Raw genomic sequence first — 2,418 nt, 5'->3', positions numbered from 1 at the left:
ACCGTCACGCGGACGGTGCGCCCCGACGAGGCGTACGGCGAGGGTCAGAAGCCCGGGCCGTGCTGGTGGCCGTGACCGTGGCCGTGGCCGTGGCCACCGGCGGCGGCCGGCTCGGCCTTCTCCGGCTTCTCCACCACGAGGCTCTCCGTGGTGAGCAGCAGGCCGGCGATCGACGCGGCGTTGCTGACCGCGTTGCGGGTCACCTTCACCGGGTCGAGGATGCCGGACTTCGCCAGGTCGACGTACTCGCCGCTGGCGGCGTCGAGGCCGTGGCCCCACTCCTTGCCGACGACCTTCTGCACCACGACGTAGCCGTCGTGGCCGGCGTTCTGGGCGATCCAGCGCAGCGGCTCGACCAGCGCCTTGCGCACGATCGAGACGCCGACCTTCTCGTCACCGGTGAAGCCGAGGTCGTCGTCCAGCGCCGGCAGGATCTGCGCCAGGGCGGCGCCGCCGCCCGGGACGGTGCCCTCCTCGACCGCGGCCTTGGTCGCGGCGATCGCGTCCTCGATGCGGTGCTTGCGCTCCTTCATCTCGACCTCGGTCGCGGCACCGACCTTGATGACCGCGATGCCGCCGGACAGCTTGGCCAGCCGCTCGGCGAGCTTCTCCCGGTCCCAGTCGGAGTCGGAGGCCTCGATCTCCTTGCGGATCTGGGCCACCCGGTCCGCGACCTCGCTCGCCTGGCCGCCGCCGTCGACGATCGTGGTGTTCTCCTTGTCGACCACCACGCGCCGGGCGCTGCCGAGCACCTCCAGGCCCACCTGGTCGAGCTTGTAGCCCAGTTCCGGGGCGACCAGCTCGGCGCCGGTGAGGATCGCCATGTCCTGAAGCATCGCCTTGCGGCGGTCGCCGAAGCCCGGGGCCTTGACCGCGCAGACCTTGAGGGTCTTGCGGATCGAGTTGACCACCAGGGTGGACAGCGCCTGGCCCTCGACGTCCTCGGCGATGATCAGCAGCGGCTTGCTGTTCTGGAGGACCTTCTCCAGCAGCGGCAGCAGCTCCTCGATCGCCGAGATCTTCTGGGTGGTGATCAGGATGTACGGGTCCTCCAGGACCGACTCCTGCCCCTCCACGTCGGTGACGAAGTTCGGCGAGATGAAGCCCTTGTCGAACTGGAGGCCCTCGGTGACGTCCAGCTCGGTGGTGAGCGCGGAGCCCTCCTCGACGGTGATGACACCGTCGCGGCCGACCCTCTCCATCGCCTCGGCGATCAGCTCGCCGATGGTGGCGTCCTGCGCGGAGATGGTCGCGACGTGCGCGATCGACTTCTTGTCGGCGACCTCGACCGCGCGGCCGAGCAGCGCCTCGGAGACCTTGGCGGCCGCCGCGTCGATGCCCCGCTTGAGGCCGGTCGGGTTGGCTCCGGCCGCCACGTTGCGCAGGCCCTCGCGGACCATCGCCTGGGCCAGCACGGTGGCGGTGGTGGTCCCGTCGCCGGCGACGTCGTTGGTCTTGGTCGCCACCTCCTTGACCAGCTGCGCGCCGAGGTTCTCGTACGGGTTGGTGAGCTCGATCTCCTTGGCGATGGTCACGCCGTCGTTGGTGATCGTGGGCGCACCGAATTTCTTGTCCAGGACGACGTTGCGCCCGCGCGGGCCGAGGGTCACCTTGACCGCGTCCGCGAGGGCGTTGACACCGTGCTCGAGCAGGTGCCGGGCGTCGTCCGAGAAGCTCAGGATCTTCGCCATGAATGTCCCTTCGAAGCGACGTTGCCCCGGCCCGGCGAGCCGGACCGGGGCAACGACACTGATCGGTTGCTTACTTCTCGATGACCGCGAGGACGTCGCGGGCGGAGAGCACCAGGTACTCCTCGCCGGCGTACTTGACCTCGGTGCCGCCGTACTTCGAGTAGATGACGGTGTCGCCGACCTTGACGTCAACCGGGATCCGGTTGCCCTTGTCGTCGACGCGGCCCGGGCCGACAGCGAGGACGGTGCCCTCCTGCGGCTTCTCCTTGGCGGTGTCGGGGATCACGATGCCCGACGCCGTGGTGGTCTCAGCCTCGTTCGCCTGGACCAGGATCCGGTCCTCGAGCGGCTTGATCGCAACCTTGGTCGCGGTAGTCACGGGCATACCCTCCTGGGGTACTGGTTTCGTTACCGGCCGGCGAGCCGACCAGCGTCAATCTGCCACATGCCACCGGGCGGGGCCGTCGTCGCGGGTGCCGGTCCGCCTGGCGTTCAGCACCCAGGCCTGACGGCCCGGAAGCTGGCACCCTCGGGGTGAGAGTGCTAATCGCAGGTTATTCCTCGGCTAGCACTCCGTCAAGGAGAGTGCCAACCCGCCGGCCGGCGCGTCGGGCCGGGCGGCCAGAATGACCGCGTGGACCTCGACCAGCTCGCCGCCCTGCGTACGCCCGAGGGGTCGGCCGCGCTCGACGCGGCCGCGCGGGTGGCCGGCGGCGACCCGCTGGCC

General features: G+C 70.1%; 2 protein-coding genes. Both read right to left on the bottom strand.

The annotated features are described in order from the left end of the window. Nucleotides 1-44: 44 nt before the first annotated feature. Nucleotides 45-1,691 (bottom strand): chaperonin GroEL, encoded by a 1,647-nt coding sequence (gene groL, locus AB0L34_RS33600; protein WP_350704048.1) that lies wholly within the window; start codon nucleotides 1,689-1,691, stop codon nucleotides 45-47. Nucleotides 1,692-1,761: 70 nt separating this feature from the next. Beyond that, nucleotides 1,762-2,076, bottom strand: a complete 315-nt coding sequence (gene groES, locus AB0L34_RS33595; protein ID WP_089012574.1) for a co-chaperone GroES — start codon at nucleotides 2,074-2,076, stop codon at nucleotides 1,762-1,764. Nucleotides 2,077-2,418 lie beyond the last annotated feature (342 nt).

Origin of the sequence: Micromonospora sp. NPDC052213 (genome assembly GCF_040679695.1) — a bacterium.
Taxonomy (GTDB): Bacteria; Actinomycetota; Actinomycetes; order Mycobacteriales; family Micromonosporaceae; genus Micromonospora.
Note: the sequence above shows the minus strand (reverse complement) of the source record. Positions and strands in the feature narration are given on the sequence as shown.